Annotated in this window: 11 protein-coding genes; 7 read left to right on the forward strand and 4 right to left on the reverse strand. The window is 59.0% G+C overall.

The features are described from left to right. Nucleotides 1-113: 113 nt before the first annotated feature. The 3 genes from E7738_RS12010 to E7738_RS12020 all read left to right on the forward strand — a co-directional run bounded on the left by E7738_RS12010 (nucleotide 114) and on the right by E7738_RS12020 (nucleotide 3,326). Complete coding sequence (locus E7738_RS12010; RefSeq protein ID WP_021507795.1) at nucleotides 114-773, forward strand: response regulator; 660 nt, start codon at nucleotides 114-116, stop codon at nucleotides 771-773. Beyond that, complete coding sequence (locus E7738_RS12015) at nucleotides 770-2,128, forward strand: sensor histidine kinase (RefSeq protein ID WP_058759279.1); 1,359 nt, start codon at nucleotides 770-772, stop codon at nucleotides 2,126-2,128. The genes E7738_RS12010 and E7738_RS12015 overlap by 4 nt, the downstream gene beginning before the upstream one ends. 331 nt (nucleotides 2,129-2,459) lie before the next feature. Further along, complete coding sequence (locus E7738_RS12020) at nucleotides 2,460-3,326, forward strand: nucleoside-specific channel-forming protein Tsx (protein ID WP_021507798.1); 867 nt, start codon at nucleotides 2,460-2,462, stop codon at nucleotides 3,324-3,326. 45 nt (nucleotides 3,327-3,371) lie between these two features. Here E7738_RS12020 and yjdN read toward each other — a convergent pair whose 3' ends face one another. After that, nucleotides 3,372-3,809: a VOC family metalloprotein YjdN gene (gene yjdN / locus E7738_RS12025; protein WP_394515669.1), complete on the reverse strand. Its 438-nt coding sequence runs from the start codon at nucleotides 3,807-3,809 to the stop codon at nucleotides 3,372-3,374. Nucleotides 3,810-3,880: 71 nt separating this feature from the next. Next, complete coding sequence (locus E7738_RS12030; RefSeq protein WP_058770043.1) at nucleotides 3,881-4,780, reverse strand: LysR family transcriptional regulator; 900 nt, start codon at nucleotides 4,778-4,780, stop codon at nucleotides 3,881-3,883. Nucleotides 4,781-4,893: 113 nt separating this feature from the next. Between E7738_RS12030 and E7738_RS12035 the strand changes: the two genes are divergently transcribed. The 4 genes from E7738_RS12035 to E7738_RS12050 all read left to right on the forward strand — a co-directional run bounded on the left by E7738_RS12035 (nucleotide 4,894) and on the right by E7738_RS12050 (nucleotide 10,944). Continuing rightward, nucleotides 4,894-6,207: an amidohydrolase gene (locus tag E7738_RS12035; RefSeq protein WP_059011921.1), complete on the forward strand. Its 1,314-nt coding sequence runs from the start codon at nucleotides 4,894-4,896 to the stop codon at nucleotides 6,205-6,207. Beyond that, nucleotides 6,204-7,643: a M20 family metallopeptidase gene (locus E7738_RS12040; protein ID WP_394515670.1), complete on the forward strand. Its 1,440-nt coding sequence runs from the start codon at nucleotides 6,204-6,206 to the stop codon at nucleotides 7,641-7,643. Before E7738_RS12035 ends, E7738_RS12040 begins: the two co-directional genes overlap by 4 nt. A gap of 184 nt (nucleotides 7,644-7,827) precedes the next feature. After that, a complete protein-coding gene (abgT, locus tag E7738_RS12045) occupies nucleotides 7,828-9,348 on the forward strand; it encodes a p-aminobenzoyl-glutamate transporter (RefSeq protein WP_058759275.1) in 1,521 nt (506 codons plus the stop codon). Nucleotides 9,349-9,534: 186 nt separating this feature from the next. Next, a complete protein-coding gene (locus E7738_RS12050; protein ID WP_058774914.1) occupies nucleotides 9,535-10,944 on the forward strand; it encodes an MFS transporter in 1,410 nt (469 codons plus the stop codon). 139 nt (nucleotides 10,945-11,083) lie between these two features. Here E7738_RS12050 and E7738_RS12055 read toward each other — a convergent pair whose 3' ends face one another. After that, nucleotides 11,084-14,587, reverse strand: coding sequence for an Ig-like domain-containing protein (locus E7738_RS12055; protein ID WP_394515671.1), 3,504 nt, complete (start codon nucleotides 14,585-14,587; stop codon nucleotides 11,084-11,086). 196 nt (nucleotides 14,588-14,783) lie between these two features. After that, the gene (locus E7738_RS12060; RefSeq protein ID WP_394515672.1) at nucleotides 14,784-16,103 is read right to left on the reverse strand and encodes a c-type cytochrome; all 1,320 of its coding nucleotides are present in this window, start codon (nucleotides 16,101-16,103) and stop codon (nucleotides 14,784-14,786) included.

Consider the following 16,103-nt stretch of genomic DNA (forward strand, 5'->3'; position numbering starts at 1 on the left):
ATTAGCGCAGAATTAGCAAGCAAAAAACGGCTTTCCCGACGAAACAGCGCGCCAGGTTAATTCTGCGCTAATTATCGGGCGCTACACTGCGACAAGTTATTCAGGAGGGCATCATGCGTGTGCTGCTGGTAGAAGATGATGAAATGATCGGCGCCAACCTGCAGCAGGCGCTGGAGGCCGCCGGCTGGTCGGTGGACTGGGTGCGTGACGGCGTATTTGCCAGCAACGCCTGGCAGGAAGGCGGTTATACCTGCGTCCTGCTCGATCTCGGTTTACCGCGTGAAGATGGCATCAATGTGCTGCGCCGTGCGCGCACGCGCGGTGACATGACGCCGGTGCTGGTGCTGACCGCGCGTGATACCGTGCAGCAGCGCATTCAGGGTCTGGATAGCGGCGCCGATGACTACTTACTCAAACCCTTTGATCTGCAAGAGGTTCTGGCGCGTATGCGAGCCATCACCCGACGCCGCCACGGTGCGGCGGACTCCCTGCTGGGCAACGGCGACGTGCAGCTCGATATGATGACGCGTGAAGTGCTGTACAAAGGCCAGCGCGAGCAGCTAACCGCACGTGAATACGCCCTGCTCTATGCGCTGCTGGAACGCCCAGGGGCGATCCTGTCGCGTGAGCAGTTAGAAAACCGCATCTACGGCTGGGGCGAAGAGGTCACCAGCAACGCCGTGGACGTGCTGATTCACGGCATGCGGCGCAAACTCGATAACGAAGTGATTCGCAACGTACGCGGTCTGGGCTGGCGGGTGCCGGCAATATGAGATCCTTTACGTTTATGCGGTCGCTGCGCAACAAACTGCTGGCCACGCTGGTGCTGCTGCATCTGGCGATGATCGGCGGTGTCACCTGGTATTTCTACCACTGCTATGGCGACATGATGGGCACCATGAAGGACGACCAGCTCGCTAAAATTGCCGATGCCTGGTCAAGCAGCCAGCGCATGCCGGCACTGATGCCGATGGTGATGCAGCAGGAGAAGCTGAAAAGTACCTATATCGTTCAGCTCTGGGACACCAATAATCACCTGCGCGCCAGTTCCTGGCCGGCGCTGCACGCGCCCCTGCAGAGCAAAAAAGGCTGGTCAGATTTAAAAGTTGGCGACTGCGGCGATGACTGTCAGTGGCGCGTTTACACCCGACCCGGCGAGCTGGGCAGCGAGATCGGCAATATTCAGGTGCTGCACAACGTCGGCTACATGAAGAGCCTGATGGTGAAACGCGTACTCTCCGCCATCATTCCGCTCATCCTGATGATGCCGCTGTCGCTGCTGGTGATCTGGCTGGTGGTACGGGCCATTACGCGCGATCTGCGCGTAGCGTCGCGCCAGATTGCGGCGCAGGAAACCCTGCATCCGCACAGCGTGTCGCCGGACGGTCTGCCGGACGAAGTGCTGCCGCTGGTCGATGCCTATAACTCGCTACTGGATAAACTACGCGCGGCCTGGTCGTCACAGCGCCAGTTCCTTGAGGATGCCGCGCATGAACTGCGCACGCCGGTCACCGCCGTCACGTTACAGCTGGAGAACCTGCGTCAGCACATCCTGCCGGGCGAAGCCAGCCGCCAGTTTGATCAGCTGGAAGCGGGCGTCACGCGCACGCGCCATCTGGTGACGCAGTTGCTGAATATCTCACGCCAGGAGGATCAGTCCGTGGTCGCCAGCGTCGAGACCATTGAGCTTGATGACCTGCTGAAGGAGAGCATTGAGCAACTGATGGTGGTGGCGGACAAGCGCGGCATTGATATCGGCTTCAACGGCACCGCGCACTATCGTCTGCACGCCAGCCGATCCGATCTGCGCAGCCTGTTCGATAACCTGATCGGCAACGCCATGCTGCACACGCCGGAGGGCAGCCTGGTGGATGTGCTGCTGCATCGCGTCGGTCATCATACGGTAGTGGATATTGTCGATAACGGCCCCGGCATGCCGGAGTCGTTTATCGAGCGCGCCTTCGATCGCTTTACCCGCTCGCCGGATGTCCAGGCGCAGGGCAGCGGCTTAGGATTGTCGATCGTGCGCAGCGTGGCGCAAAAGCATCAGATGCAGGTGGCTCTGTCGAATTGCCTGAACCCGCAGGGTGAAGTGTGTGGCCTGCAGGTGCGCGTTACCCTTCCCTGACGTCTTTCCTCCTCCGGCGCGTTAATCCGCGCCGGTTATTTTCTTCTCCTGCCAGTTCTCTGCGTATCCCGACAACGTAAACGGTTGCGGGGTTCCGTTCGTTACACGACCTTTATGTGATCAAGCTCACATATTTACTGAATCGAAATGCAACACTTTTTGACAAACGTGATCAAAATCTATTTTCTATCGCTCTGTTACAGGCACATTACGCGGGCCTGAAAATCCGGCGCGTCAGACCGGCGACAACAGCACACTGCCCATCCCCTGGGATCGATTTCACCAGATCGCAGCATTTGCGCGGCGATCACGAGTAAGTGGTTAAAAAATAATGAAATTTAAAACGTTGATAGCAGGGGCCTTACTGGCCAGTAGCTGGACCGGCGCCGCACAGGCGGCGGAAAGCGATCCGCAGTACCTTTCTGACTGGTGGCATCAGAGCGTGAACGTGGTAGGCAGTTATCACACCCGCTTCGGACCCCAGTTCAACAATGATGTGTATCTCGAATACGAAGCCTTTACTAAAAAGGACTGGTTTGATTTCTACGGCTACCTTGACCTGACCAACTTCTTTGGCGTGGGTAACAGCAATGCCAACGGTATTTTTGACCACGGTTCTCCGATGTTCATGGAAATTGAGCCACGCTTCTCCATTGATAAGCTGACCGGCACCAGCCTGGCGTTCGGACCGTTCAAAGAGTGGTACTTCGCTAACAACTACATCTACGACATGGGTCGCAACAGCGACAGCCGTCAGAACACCTGGTATATGGGTCTGGGTACTGACATTGATACCCATAGCGATATCGGCCTGTCACTGAACGTGTACGCGAAATACCAGTGGGAAAACTACGGCGCGGCGAACGAAAACAGCTGGGATGGTTATCGCTTCAAGGTGAAATACTTTGTACCGATTACCGACCTGTGGGGCGGCAAGCTGAGCTACATCGGTTTCACCAACTTTGACTGGGGCTCCGATCTGCGTGACAAGTCTGACCGCTCACGCACCAGCAACTCAATTGCCTCCAGCCACATTCTGTCGCTGAACTACGATCACTGGCATGTCTCTACCGTGGCGCGTTACTTCCACAACGGCGGCCAGTGGGCTGATGGCCAGGAGCTGAACTTCGGCAACGGTCCGTTTGAAGTGAAATCAACCGGCTGGGGTTACTACCTGGTGGTGGGTTACAACTTCTAAACCGCTTCCGGCGTGGCCGCTTACCATCACGGCCACGCCAGTCTGTTACGCCTGTGGCTTCACCACGTTGATGCGCCATGGGATGCCGAACTTATCGATAAACATCCCGAAGCCGTTCGACCAGAAAGTTTTCTGCCATTCAGTGGTCACTTTGCCGCCCGCAGAGAGCTTATCAAACCAGGCTTTACCCTCCGCTTCATCTGGCGTGGCCAGGCTCACCGCATAACCGGCATGTTCGGACGCCGGTGGCTGGGCGGTATTGCCATCACTCAGCATTAGCTCGCCCTGACCAATGCGCAGATGCGCATGCATAATCTTTTCCGGCGGCAGCGGCGGCACCGACTGATCGCCCACTTGTTCGCCCTGCTCCGGCATATCGCCAAACGTCATTTTTTGCAGAATTTCGCCGCCGGTGGCTTCCAGATAGAAGGCAATCGCTTCTTCACAGCGACCGTAGAGAAATAAATAAGGACTCACCTGCATCGTAACCTCCGTTGAGAGTGCGTAAACGCGTGTCGTACACCTAAAGTGTAGACGATGCAGTTTTTCGCCCGTCACGGCTGGCAGTAGCGGCGAAACAGCTGCGCCATGTAAGCGCTCATCGGCGTCAGCGCGGTGTCTTTACGCTGAATCAGATAAAAGGTGGCTTTCGGCAGCGGATCGTCGAGATCCAGCGCGATCAGCTGCCCGCCGTGCGTAGGGTCTTCAATCACGTCGCGCGAAATGATGCTGACAAAATCACTCTTCGCCACCAGGCTGGTGCAGGCCATAAAGGTCTCGCAGGTCACCGCGATTTTGGGTGCCATGCCGCGCTCACCGAACAGGTCATGCAGCAGTCGGTAATAACTGCCCTGCGGTGTCGGCATAGTCCAGTCGCAGTGCTGCAACTCGGCCAGCGAGCGCGCATGCGCCATCGGATGCCCTTTACGCATCACCACCTGATACTCGCGCTGCATCAGCCGCTCGAAAATTAGCTCCTGATCGAAGTGATGCCGGTCGTAGGTATTGATGGTGAAATCCAGCGCGCCCTGACGCAGTTCATGCACCATCGACACCAGCTGGCCCTCAACGATACGCACTTTCACCAGTGGATATTCACGATGAAACTGGGTTATCACCTGCGGCATCACGGTACGCGCAATGCTGCCGCCCACCCCAATATTCACTTTGCCACCGGCCAGACCGAGCCGCTGCTGGATATCCTCCTGCGCCACGCGCAGTTCCTCCAGCACCAGACAGGCATGACGAAAAAAGGTTTCACCGACATCGGTCAGCATCACGCCCTGCTGACGACGCTCGAACAGGCGCGCGCCGAGCGCCAGCTCCAGTTCCTGAATCGCTTTGGTTAACGCCGGCTGTGACAGGCCCGACAGCCGGCTGGCAGCGCGAATACTGCCCTGGCGGGCCACGTCAACAAAGGCGCGCAGCTGATGAAGTTTGAGATTGGCCGCCATGATTAGGTGATAACCGTTGTCTATCGGTCACAAGATATTCGCATCTTATGCGCCTTAATACCATTGTGTAGATTCGGTTGAATGCATAAAAAACCAACACTAAGGAACAGCCGATGAACACCCTTTCCGACCTCGTCAACGCGCGGATACCGCAGATGCAGACATGGCGCCGCGACCTGCACCAGTATGCTGAATCCGGCTGGCTGGAGTTCCGCACCGCCACGCTGGTGGCGGAAGAGCTGCATCGTCTTGGTTATCAGCTGCAGCTGGGCCGTGAGGTGATTGATGCCGATGCGCGCATGGGTCTGCCGTCTGCTGAAGTGCTGGCGCAGCAGGAAGCGCGTGCGCTGCAGCAGGGCGCGCTGCCACAGTGGCTGCCCCACTTCTCCGGCGGTTTCTGCGGCGTGGTGGCAACGCTGGACACCGGCCGTCCCGGTCCGGTGATGGGCTTTCGTGTTGATATGGACGCGCTCGACCAGACGGAAAGCGCCGCCGCCGATCACCTGCCGACGCGCGAAGGCTTCGCCTCGTGTAATCCCGGCATGATGCACGCCTGCGGCCACGACGGTCACACCACCATAGGTCTGGCGCTGGCGGGCGTGCTGATGGCGATGAAGCACCAGCTGAGCGGTCGCATAAAACTCATTTTTCAGCCGGCGGAAGAAGGCGTACGCGGTGCCAAAGCCATGGTGGCCGCGGGCGTGCTTGATGATGTCGATCTGTTCACCGCCATTCACCTTGGAACCGGCGTGCCGCCGGGCGAGATCGTCTGCGGCAGCGACAGCTTTCTCGCCACGACCAAACTGGACGTGCGTTTTACCGGGGTCGGCGCGCATGCCGGTGGCAAACCGGAAGAGGGACGCAACGCACTGCTGGCGGCGGCGCAGGCTACGCTGGCGCTGCACACTCTGCCGCAGCACAGCGGCGGCGTGGCGCGCGTTAACGTTGGTGTCTTACAGGCCGGCAGCGGACGCAACGTAGTGCCGGATGTTGCGCTGATGAAGGTGGAAACGCGCGGCGCGAGTAATCAGGTTAATGACGATATCTATCAGCAGGCGCTGCGCGTGATTGCCGGTGCCGCGGCGATGTACGGCGTTGAGCACGAGGTCACGCTGATGGGCGGTGCACGCAGCTGCACGCCGAGCCCGGCGTGGGTCAGTTTTATCCATCAGCAGGCCGAAGCGCTGGGTCTGTTCAGTTCGGTGATAGACAGCAAACAGCAGGCGGCCGGTTCCGAAGATGCCACCTATATGATGGAGCGCGTGCAGCAGCGCGGCGGCCAGGCGTCTTACGTCATCTTCGGCTGCGAGCTGGCGGCGGGCCATCACAATGCGCGGTTCGACTTTGATGAAGCGGTGATGGCCACTGCCGTGCAGATGCTGGCTACGCTGGCGCTTAATCAGACGCAATTCGGCGGTGCCCGATGAGCGCACACGACTTTATCGATCGCTACATCGACCAGCATCAGGCGCGCTTCAGTGCCCTCAGCGATGCGATCTGGGACGTGCCGGAAACCCGTTTCGAAGAGACGCAATCGTCTGCGCTGCTGGCCGATGCGCTGGCCCAGGAGGGGTTTGAGGTCGAGCGCGGCGTTGGCGGTCTCGACACCGCGTTTATCGCCTCAATCGGCCACGGCCAGCCGGTGATCGCCATCCTCGGCGAGTTTGATGCGTTGGCCGGCCTGAGCCAGCAGGCGGGCTGCGCCACGCCTGAGCCGCTGGTGGAAAACGGCAATGGTCACGGCTGCGGCCACAACCTGCTCGGTACCGCCGGCCTGGCCGCCGCTTTCGCCATCAAAGCCTGGTGGGCAGAACAGGGCGGACGCGGCACGCTGCGCTTTTACGGCTGCCCTGGCGAGGAGGGCGGCTCGGGTAAAACCTTTATGGTGCGCGAGGGGCTGTTTGATGATGTCGATGCTGCCGTGACCTGGCACCCGGAAGGCTTCAGCGGCATGTTCAACCTCAGCACCCTCGCCAATATTCAGGCGGCGTTTCACTTCAAAGGCGTGGCAGCGCATGCCGCTAACTCGCCGCATCTCGGGCGCAGCGCGCTGGACGCGGTGACGCTGATGAATACCGGCGCAAATTTCCTGCGCGAGCACATCGTGCAGGAGGCGCGCCTGCACTATGCGGTCACCCAAACCGGCGGCGTATCGCCCAACGTGGTGCAGGCCGATGCCGAAGTGCTGTACCTGATTCGCGCGCCGCAGCTCGACCAGGCCCAGGATATCTACCAGCGCGTGATCAACATCGCCAAAGGCGCGGCGCTGATGACCGATACGCAGATGACGGTACGTTTTGATAAAGCCTGCTCCAACTATGTGCCCAACCGCGCGCTGGAAGCGGTGATGGAACGTAATTTGCACCATTTCGGTCTGCCGCTCTACAGCGAGCAGGAACAGGCATTTGCTGCAGAGATCCGCGCCACGCTGAGCAAAGACGATCTGCGTAACGCGCGACTGAATGCGGCGCGCACCGGCGGCGAAGCGGGTATCGCCTGGGCTGAGGCGCTGGGGGATAAAGTGCTGATGGATGAGGTAGCGCCGTATGCGGTCACGCGCGAGCTGCTGTACGGCTCAACCGACGTTGGGGATGTGAGCTGGGTAACGCCGACGGCGCAGTGTTTTGCCCCCTGCTTTGCCTTCGGCACGCCGCTGCACACCTGGCAGCTGGTGGCACAGGGCCGCACGCCGATTGCCCACAGAGGGATGTGCCTTGCCGCCAAAGTGCTGGCCGCCACCGCGCTGACGCTGTTGCACGATGATGCCGCGCTGGCGCGTTGTCGTGAAGAGTTTGACCGCGTGCGCCGTGAGCAGCCGTACGTGTGCCCAATTCCGGCCGGCGTGCAGCCATCGACATTATAAAGCGAAGCGCACTGGCCCGTAGCGGCGCGATTAATCGCGCGGGTTTAACAAGACGCGCAATAAATTGCGCCGCTACAGGCTGGTGTGAAAGGTCACTCCGCAACACATGCGGAAGCAGTAAATAAAAAAATAAAAAATAACAGCCCTTCCGGGCATGCAAATACAACATGACGAGGATCTACCGATGGAAGTGATGACCGAAAATCGCAGCCCCGGCAAGCTGTTCAGCTGGATTGAGCGGGTCGGCAACAAAGTGCCCAACCCGTTCTTACTGTTTGTCTACCTGATCGTGGTGCTGATGATCGCCACCGCGCTTCTCAGCAGCCTTGATGTAGCTGTTAAAAATCCGGCCAATGGCGAACTGGTGCGGGTCAATAACCTGCTGAGCGTGGCGGGCATTCAATGGATCCTGCCCAACATCATCAAAAACTTCAGCGGTTTCACCCCACTGGGCTCCATTCTGGCGCTGGTGATCGGGGCCGGGCTGGCGGAAAAAGTCGGCCTGCTGCAGTCGCTGATGGTGAAGATGGCGTCACGCGTCAGCCGTCGCTACGCCAGCTATATGGTGCTGTTTATCGCGTTCTTCAGCCATATCTCTTCCGACGCCGCACTGGTGGTGATGCCGCCGCTCGGCGCGCTGATCTTCCTTGCCGTCGGGCGTCATCCGGTGGCGGGTCTGCTGGCGGCGATTGCCGGCGTCGCGTCGGGTTTTACCGCGAATCTGCTGATCGTCACCACCGACGTACTGCTCTCCGGCATCAGTACAGAGGCCGCCAAAGCGGTCAGCGACACGGTCCACGTCAGCGTGATCGATAACTGGTTCTTTATGGCCAGCTCAGTCATCGTACTGACCGTGGCCGGCGCGCTGCTGACCGATAAATTTGTCGAACCGCGCCTGCCCGTCTGGAACAGCGGCCACCACGATCGCCTGCCACCGCTGACGGCGCAGGAGAATCGCGGCCTGAAGGCGGCCGGTCTCGCCGCACTGGTGTTCATCGGCGTGATGGCACTGCTGGTGGTGCCGGAGCATGCGCCGCTGCGCAACCCGAAAACCGGCGGCATTATCCCTTCGCCGTTTATTCAGGGCATCGTGCCGATCATCATCCTGTTCTTCTTTGTGGTGGCGATTGCCTATGGCGCGGTGACGCAGCAGATTCGCCGCGCTGACGACATCCCCCGACTGCTGGTGGATCCGATGAAGAGCATGGCCGGTTTTATCGTCATGGTGTTTCCGCTGTCGCAGTTCGTGGCGTTCTTCAACTGGAGCAACATGGGCAAGTTTATGGCCATCGGCCTGACCGATATGCTGGAGAGCGCCGGCATCAGCGGTGCGCCGGCCTTTCTCGGCCTGATGTTCCTCTCGGCGTTTCTGTGCATGTTTATCGCCAGCGGCTCGGCGATCTGGTCGATCCTCGCGCCGGTGTTTGTGCCGATGTTTATGCTGCTCGGCTTTCACCCGGCGTTTGCCCAGATGATTTTCCGCATCGCCGATTCCGCCGTGCTGCCGCTGGCGCCGATGTCGCCGTTTCTGCCGCTGTTCCTCGGTTTCCTGCAGCGCTATCAAAAAGACGCGCAGCTCGGCACCTACTATGTGCTGATCTTCCCGTATCCGCTGGTGTTCTTTGTGACGTGGATCGCGCTGCTGCTGGTGTGGTATCTGCTGGGCCTGCCCATCGGTCCGGGCGTTTATCCGCATCTGCCCTGACCTGGCGCCATGGACGGCGTACCGCTTTCTGTGAACTGCAACGCACGTTGCCAAAATGTCACCGCTGCGCCTCTCGGCAACCCCGGACGAATTGATTATTCTGCTATTTCTTCGCTTGCTAACGGTTAATGATTTCTGAGAAACCACCACCGGGCGGATCCTGCAAACACCGAGGTAACAATCATAATGACAACCACCTATTCGACAGGGGTGGCGACCGATCGCATCGCGACCGAACGCCAGACGCTGGCCGGGCGCATCGACGCTCTGCCCTCTTCCGCCGGGCTGTGGCGCTTTATTACGCTGCTGGCGCTCGGCGGCTTCTTCGAGCTGTACGATCTGTTTGAAACCGGCTACATCAGCGCCGGGCTGGTCGCCGCAGGCGTGTTCCACACCGGCACCGCTGGCGTGTTTGGTATCGCCGATCAGGCGGCGTTCGCCTCGGCGACCTTTCTCGGCCTGTTTGTCGGTGCCAGCCTGCTGACGCCCTATGCCGACCGCTTCGGCCGTCGCCTGACCTTTATGTGCGCGCTGGCGTGGTACGGTGCGTTCTCACTGCTGATGGCGTTCCAGCACAGCGCGGAGATGATTATTCTGTGCCGCTTCCTGGTCGGTATCGGTCTGGGCGTCGAGCTGGTGACCATCGATACCTATCTGTCGGAGTGGGTGCCGGCCCATCTGCGCAGCCGCGCGTTTGCCTTCTCTTTTTTCATTCAGTTCCTGTCGGTGCCGACGGTGGCGCTGATGTCCTGGTGGCTGGTACCGCAAACCCTGCTCGGCCTCGAAGGCTGGCGCTGGGTCGTGATCGCCGGTGCGCTGTGCTCGCTGGTGATCTGGTTTATCCGGAAAAATCTGCCGGAGTCGGCGCGCTGGCTGGCGCAGCAGGGGCGGCATCAGGACGCGCACCGGGTGCTGAGCGAGATGGAAAAACGCTGCGGCATCGCGCCGGGAGACGATTTCTCTCAGCGTGATGCGGCGGCACAGCTGCCGAAAAAAGGGCGCTTTAGCGAAATCTGGGCACCGGCTTATCGCCAGCGTACGCTGATGCTGGTGGTGATGAACTTCTTCCAGGCAATTGGCTTCTTCGGCTTCGGTAACTGGCTGCCGGCGCTGCTGTCTGGCAAGGGGGCCACCGTTACCCACAGCCTGCTGTACGCCTTTTTCATCACGCTGGCCTATCCGCTCGGCTCGCTGATCTGCAGCCGCTACGCCGACCGGCTGGAAAACAAATGGCAGATCGTTTTTTCATCGCTGATGACGGTGGTGTTCGGCACGCTGTTCGCGCTGACCAGCAATCCTCTGCTGATGGTGGTGTGCGGTTTCCTGATCACCTACAGCAACGCCTGGCTGACCTTCAGCTATCACGCCTATCAGACCGAGATCTTCCCGACGCACATTCGTGCGCGCGCCGTCGGCTTCTGCTATTCGTTCAGCCGGCTGTCGACCGCTTTCAGCAGTATTCTGATTGGCCTGATTCTGCAGTATGCCGGCAGTCAGGGCGTGATCGTGTTTATCGTGCTGAGCATGCTGATGGTGATGCTGTCGGTCGGGATTTACGGGCCGAAGACGCGGGGGCTGGATCTGGAGAACATTTAAACCGGACGGGCGCAAGGTGGGCGGCGGCCGGTTCAGCCCGGCAATGCGCACCCTTTGGAGCGGCACGATTCATCGCGCGATAAATCGCGCCGCTACGTCCTGGTGCAAACCTCTGAGGGCGTTTCCGCCCCCGCCAGATTTACACCAGTTCGGTTTTCACCCCTTCCTGGATCAGCACGTCGGCATCGACACCGCTGTGGCTGTAAACCTGATACTTCACGCCAGCCACCGTGGTGCTGCCCTGCTGTTTCACCCAATCGCCCACGTCACCGCCGTCGCCGAGGATGTCATCCAGTTTTACCACGTCCTGCGCATCGCCTTTGATCAGCAGCTGGGTTTTGCCGTCTTTCACGAACAGATCCTGACTTCCAACCTGCAGGATATCGTCAACCGCTACGCTCAGGACGTTTTTGCCGTGACCCGTCATATCGATGGTGCTGCCCTGCTTGCCCTGCGCCAGCACATCGCTCAGGGAAACGGCGAATTCATCGCCCAGGGTGATGACGGCAGGAACATCAAAGGCGGTGATACCGACATGATCATCATGCATGCCCCATTCAACGTCACTGATGCGCACGCCGCCCGGATTGTTCACCGAATCCACTTCAGCCGGATTGACGCGCACCACGGCTGATCCGATCAGCTTACCGGCCGGGGCGTGGTACTCGACAATGTCGCTTCGCAGGGTGCCAGGATGCGCCTTCAGCTCATAGCTGTGCAGCAATTTACCTTGCGTGTCATAGAAATCGATGTAATTGCCTTTGCTGTGCACATAATCCGATTTCAGCACCACTTTCTCCGCCACGCCGTCGAAATCCAGCTTCATCTGGCCGCCACGGCCAACAATGATTTCGCCATGCTTCAGCGTTTTTTGCTCGCCGCCGATATTCGGTCCTTTAATCAGCGTCATTTTCAGACTGTCGTCGATGGTATAACTGACCCCGGTTTTAAAATCGATATAGCGCGGATGACCGTTAGCGTCTTTCACCAGATCAGGTTGTCCACGAACCCGGCTGATTTCTTTAACCCCGATGTTATCGATAGCGAAATCGTTGCCGTTACCGTTATTAACCTCATTGGTTACCGCCACGCGAACCACCTCTGTTTTGCTGGCGGTATACAGTCCGCTGAAATGATTCCAGGCAGCATCCAGCCCCATATTAGGAATTACTTTCTGTCCATTAACGTCCAGACCGATTTTTGGTTTCAGGCTACCGCCAGGAATACGGTAGCCATCAAAATCGAACTGGTAGGTTTTACCCGCTTCGACCTGAATATAGCGATAAACCACTTCTCCTTTGAACCCGTTGGTGTTTGAACCGTTGGTCATGGAACCCAACTCATAAGAGGAATTGCCTCCGCTCCAGCGCTTAACCCCGATGTTGTCATTTTTGTGATACAGACCGCTGGCGATCCAGCCCTGCTGGGTACCGTCGTTGAAATTCCACACTAGCCCCTTGTGATCGACCTTCGGCGGATCGACATTGATCTCCAGCAGAAAGGTTGGCGCATTCACATCACGAATGGCGCTATCACTGACCTGAAATTGCGTCAGTCCTTTCCACGGCGAGCGATCGTAAGACTGGTAGCTCCAGTTACCCGAAGCATCCGCTGTGACCGAGTCCATTAATACCCAGTGGCCCTCAATATGGCAGCCGAAAATGTACACCACCTTATTGGGTGCAGACGTGCCTTTCAGGGTTGGCGTCATATCATCGGTGATATCACCGCTTTTCAGCTGGCCCTGCTTTGGTCCGCTGTCATCCCACGCAGAAATAATCTCCGTCTTGCCGGAGATAATCGTCAGGTCGAAAACGTCGGCGGCGGCGTCACGCACCGGGCTGTCTGAGACCTGGAACTCATATTTGCCAAAGCCGCCGCGTAACGCGCGCACTTCGCTTTGCCAGTGACCATGAGCATCCGCAACGGCGCTGCCGAGCGTCACCCATACCCCGTTCACGTGACGGGCATAGATATAAACCACGCTGTTTGCTGCAGCATGGCCTTTCAGCGTTGGCGTCAGGTCATCAGTGACATCGCCCTGATGCAGCACGCCGGTCTGCGCGCCAAAATTATCCCAGGCAGAAACGATACCGGGTTTTTCCGGCACCATGTTGAGACTGAACACCTCGGCGCTGGTGTCGCGATCGGGGGTTTTGGCAGCCTGAAACTCATAAGTGCCGTATCCCCCGCGCAGCGCGCGCACTTCCGTTATCCAGTTGCCCCAGGCATCGGCCTTAACGCTGCCTAACACCACCCAGTGGCCATCAATATGCCGCGCATGGATATACACCATGCTGTTGGCTTCGGCTTTGCCCTGCAGCGTCGGTGCCATGTCATCGGTGGTGGCGCCGTTGATTAATTTGCCCTGCTCGGGCCCGACATTATCGTGTGCCGCGTCAATGGTGGGCTTCAGGCGGGTGCCGTTATCTGACACATACAGGTCGAACAGCGGCGCAGCGGGATCGCGCGTCGGGCTGTTACTGGCCTGGAAGTGATACGGGCCGGCACCGCCATCCAGTCGGGCGATTTCCACCTGCCAGTGGCCAAAGGCATCCGCCTGGGTGCTGCCTTTCAGCCACCAGCTGCCGTTTTCGCGTGTGGCATACACGTAGACGATACTGTTGGCTTCCGCCGTGCCTTTGAGCGTGGGGGTGAAGTCATCAGTCAGCGCGCCGTTTTCCAGTTTGCCCTGTGCCGGGCCAAAATTATCCAGCGCATACTCAATCTTCACCGGCGCGGTGGGCACCACCGTATACGTAAACGGCTCGCTCGCATCGCTCAACTCACCACGGTTATTTTGCGCGCGGGTAGTAATGGTGTTTTCACCGTAGCCCAGCAGATCAACGTTGCTCTCCCAGCGCCACTGCCCGTCAATCACCGGTGCCACGCCGACGCGTACCCCGTTGACGTAGATGATGACGTTTTCTGCGTCCAGCGGCGCGTTGCCGCTCAGGCGCGGGCTGCGATCGTCGCTTTCGCTACCGGCTTTGATCACACCGGTGTTCACCCCTTCATTATCAAACACTTCCAGCAGCTGCGGCTTGTCGATGCGCGGCGAATTGACGTAAAGCGTATAGACCGGGGAATCAAAACTGACCTGACCGAATTTATCGGTGGCGGTGACATACAGGCGCTGTTCACCATTACTCAGTTCCGGCGTGATGGTCCACTGACCATTTTTCGCCGCCTGCACGCTGCCAGTCAGCACGCCGTTGCTGTACAGGCGGACAATGCTGTCCGGCTCGGCATAACCGGAAATGGCTGGCGTTTTATCATCGGTGAAGCCTTTGTTGCCAACCGGGCCCTGCACCGGTCCGAGATCATCCAGTACGCGCATAATCGCCGGCATATCGGGCGGGCTGAGATCGACTTCCAGCCGCGTCTGGAACGGAATCCCGGCGTTGCCGGCCCGGTCGAAAAAGCGGATGGTGAGATTGTGGCTCCCCTCTTCCAGCCGCAGCGGCAACTGATACTCCCAGCTGCCGTCCGCGTTTACCTGCGTAGTAAACAGCTGGCCGTTAATGGCAAATTCGATATAGCTGACGCTCTTATCTTCAACCACCCCTTTCCAGTATTGATAAGGTGAATTGACGTAGTTCTCCTGCCCCGGTTTGGTCGGGTCGTAATAGCCTACAGACATATGGTCATCCTTTTCGCCAGAGTTAATATCGTTAAAGTAACGCTTAATAAGCGGCAGGGATTTTTAAACGTGGGGGAGAAATCTCTTACAAGAAACGTCTGAAAGGAAAATCTAAGATAATGAATTTTAGTGGGATTTTTCGCACCCTTCAGGCCATGAACCGCGCCATGACCTGAAGGAAATGCTTAAGACAGGCTTACTGCTTTTCCAGCACCCGGATATCCGCGCTGCCCTGTTTTGGCTGCACGCTGTCATCCTGGCGCAGTTTCGCCACCTGTTTCGCCGTGACTTTGGTCTGCACGCCGTTGCCCCAGCTGCTGCGGATAAAGTTCACCACATCAGCCACCTGGCTGTCGTTCAGACGCCAGCCAAACGCCGGCATAGTGATCGCGGTCGGTGCGCCTTTCACGCCCGGCAGCGTGCCGCCAACCAGTACGATGTGAATCAGCGACGTCGGATCCTCTGCCATCACCACCGGATTCCCGCGCAGTGCCGGATAGAAGCGTTGATAGCCGCTGCCGTCGGTTTTATGACACGCCGCACAGCTGTCGACATACACGCCGGCACCCGGCTGGCTGTCGTCACCTTTCCACAGCGCACGGGCCACTGCGTCATCCTCACGGAACACCGCCTGAGACGGATCTTTCGCGCCGAGCGATTTCAGGTAACGGGCAATCGCGCTGATATCCGCATCGCTGAGATACTGCAGGCTGTGCTGCACTACCTCGGTCATGCCACCAAACGCCGCGGTGTGATCGTTACGGCCATAGCGCAGGAACTGCTGCAGATCCGCTTCGCTCCAGCGCCCCAGGCCATCGCGGTTGTCACCGCGCAGGTTGCTGGCGGTCCAGCCGTCAATCGGCGCGCTGCTGCCGGCAAGGTAATCGTTGCCCTGACCGTTATTCAGCGCTTTCTCCTGCATAGTGATGCTGCGCGGCGTGTGGCAGGCACCGCAGTGGCCCAATCCTTCCACCAGATAGCGACCGCGTGCCAGCGCCGGATCTTCCTGCGCGGCCGGCTGGAACGCCTTCACATCTGGCGCAAACAGGCCGCGCCAGATCGCCAGCGGCCAGCGCATCGACAGCGGCCACGGAATGTCGCTCTCTTTGTTAGCCTGCGCCACCGGCGCCACGCCGTGCATGAAGTAGGCATACAGCGCCTTCATGTCGTCATCGCTGACCACCGCATAAGACGGATACGGCATCGCCGGATAGAGCGTGTCGCCGTTTTTCGCCACGCCATGACGCACCGCTTTCTGGAAGTCGTCATAGCTGTAGTCACCAATGCCGGTTGCCTTATCCGGCGTGATATTGGTGGAGTAGATGGTGCCAATCGGCGTCGCCATCGGCAGGCCGCCGGCAAACGGTTTGCCGCCTGCGGTGCTGTGGCAAGCGACGCAGTCACCGGCGCGCGCCAGATACTCACCGCGCTGCACCAGCGCATCGGCGGCGGTGTCCTCCGCCAGCGCGGCGAATGACAGGGTGCCCAGCAACAGGGCTGTTAAACTTTTGATCAT

Source organism: Pantoea sp. SGAir0430 (assembly GCF_043549295.1).